The organism is Arthrobacter agilis (genome assembly GCF_002953615.1).
GTDB lineage: Bacteria > Actinomycetota > Actinomycetes > Actinomycetales > Micrococcaceae > Arthrobacter_D > Arthrobacter_D agilis_B.
Map to the genome: position 1 here is coordinate 3,437,967 of NZ_CP024915.1, position 2,318 is coordinate 3,440,284.

The following is a 2,318-nucleotide window of genomic DNA, read 5'->3' on the forward strand; positions in this document are numbered from 1 at the left end:
GACCTCTGGCAGCGGATGGTGACGAAATACGGCCTCGTCCCGACCCCCTACGAGGACCTGGCCGGCTGGTCCTTCGGCGACTTCCTCTTCCGCTCGGAGTTCGACAACGTCACGTCCACCATCAAGGCCCGGCAGCATGGGTTCGCCGACTGCCTCGACACCGAGGACAGGTTCCTCGAGCTCTTCAACGGACTGGCTGCCGACAACGTCATCCCGCCGATCGTGTGACGGACCCGGGTCGGACCGCGGCAGGTGGTTCCGAAGAAGTCCGGCGAGAGACGTCACCCCAGTCGTTCCCGCGCAGATCATCAATGAACAGGTAATGGGCGGGGAGAAACGGGTATCCGGCTCCAGAATGGATTCCCTCCACCTCTCCTACTGTTGCAGGGAACCGTCTTCGCGCGGTGGCCACGACGGGCAGCCGTCGGTGAAATGGGGAGACAGCCATGAAGAAGTTTGTGATCGCGGCTGCGTGTGCACCGCGCGTGCCGCCGCGGCACCTGCTGCTACCGCGAGCACCCTTCCGGTCGTGACCGCCGATCCGCCCGCTGATCCGCCCCGGTTCCGGCTTCGTCATGCGGCGAAGCCTGGCACCGGAACGGCGTGCCCTCCGATAAAATCAGGGTGCTGTCGTCCGCAGCCCTAGCACCGTGAAACCCCGCCTGGGTAGGAATCCGTGTCCCGGAGAATACTTCCCAAGTCCCTGATAGCTCGATCATGATGGACGGCGAACGCCGTCCGACGTCCACGAAGGAGACCGCCATCGCCCCCCGGAACAGCACCAACGTCCGACTCCGCACCACCCTCGCCCTGCTGGCCGACCGCCAGAAGTCAGGGACGATCGTCGCGCCCAGCGAGCTGATGTCCCAGGCCGTGGCCGAGGTCCCCTTCGACGAGAAGGAAGCCGAGCTCCTCGCCGGCGGCGTACCCCGCGGCTACAAGGCGTTGACGACCGCGACCTCCAAGCTCGTGAAGGCCGGCTGGCTCGTCAAGGGCCGCAGCGGCTGGACCGCGACCGACGAGGGCGTCCGCGCCGTCGAGGTGTTCAGCGACGCTGACCAGTTCGCGAACGCCGTGCTCAGCGGCGCGCCCGTGCCCGAGCGGGCTTCCGAAGCACCCGCCCACGTGCCGCAGGCGCCCGAACAGCTCGGCGAGGAGGCGCAGTCCGCGCCGGCCGACGATTCCGACCCGGACGAGTCGATGGCCAAGCTGGTCGAGTCTCCTGTCGCCGAGGATCCCACTCCCCCGGAGGTTCCGGTGACCCTCGAGGTGACCGACACCGCGCCCGAGCACGCGCCGACCGACACCCCCGCCGACGAGGCGTGGCAGGACCAGCCGCAGTCGGTCGCCCTCTCCGGCGACTTCGACCCGCTGTTCGGTGAGGCCGGGCACTGGAGTACGGACCTCCGTGAACTGCAGTTCGCCTGGGAGCCGACGGAGAACACCTGGAAGCTGTCCCTGCAGCTCCCTGCCGGCAACTACCAGTTCAAGATCCTCGTCAACGGCTCCTGGGACGAGAACTACGGCCGGTTCGGCGTGCGCGACGGCGAGAACCACGAGCTGCACCTGCTCTCGGACACCACCGTGACGTTCCGCTTCGACTACGCCACCAAGGACATCGAGACCTCGTAGCTCCCGACCTCCTTCCGGCCCCGCCTGCTGCCGCTCTCCGGCACCGGGCGGGGCCGCCGTCGTTCCCGGTCGGCGAGGGTGACCGCGCCGGCCTCGCACTCCTCGGCACGGGCCCGTGCGTGCCCGAACTGTAGGGCGGATCGGGAGGACCGCTCGAGTGTGTCAAGAGCAACTGACTAAATCGCCGAAGTAGTTTCCGTGCGACCATCACCGCCCCGTAGATTTATCCAATGAGCAATGATGCTGCCTCGACAGTCCTCCGCCCGTTCGATCCCGACGGCGGGAACGACCAGCCTGCCGAAGCCCTCGAGGCACTCATCGCGAAGATCGAGACCGAGGTCGCCGAGCTCCAGTTCACGCGCTTCACGAACGACGACGCCGTGGCGCTCGGGCAGCTGCTCGTCCAGCTGGGCGTGGGCCGCAACCTGCCGATCGCGGTCAGTATCTGCAAGCCGAACCACATCCTGTTCCGGGCCGCGCTCGACGGCGCCACCCCCGACAACGACTACTGGCTCGATGCGAAGAGCCGCACGGCAGCCCGCTACCTCGTACCGTCCCTGCTCGTCGGCCTGCGGGCCCGGCGCAACGGCGGCCGCGCCGAGGACAACCCGATGTTCGACACGTCGACCCACGCCGCCCACGGCGGTTCCTTCCCGCTGTACATCAGGGGTCGGCGGCCATGCTGG

Annotated in this window: 2 protein-coding genes and 1 pseudogene; all 3 read left to right on the plus strand. The window is 67.9% G+C overall.

The window, feature by feature from the left end; all coding sequences use genetic code 11:
• Positions 1 to 228: pseudogene (locus CVO76_RS16940) on the plus strand (NAD-dependent dehydratase); the annotation flags it as partial.
• Between the two features lie 489 nt (positions 229 to 717).
• Positions 718 to 1,632, plus strand: coding sequence for a glycosidase (locus tag CVO76_RS16945; protein WP_208740223.1), 915 nt, complete (start codon positions 718 to 720; stop codon positions 1,630 to 1,632).
• Between the two features lie 230 nt (positions 1,633 to 1,862).
• The coding region (locus tag CVO76_RS16950) for a heme-binding protein (protein WP_208740224.1) at positions 1,863 to 2,318 on the plus strand (456 nt) is incomplete at its 3' end.

Coding starts and splice junctions, on each gene's coding strand:
- CVO76_RS16945 (WP_208740223.1), top strand. CDS start 718: ATGATGGACGGCGAACGCCGTCCGACGTCCACGAAGGAGACCGCCATC.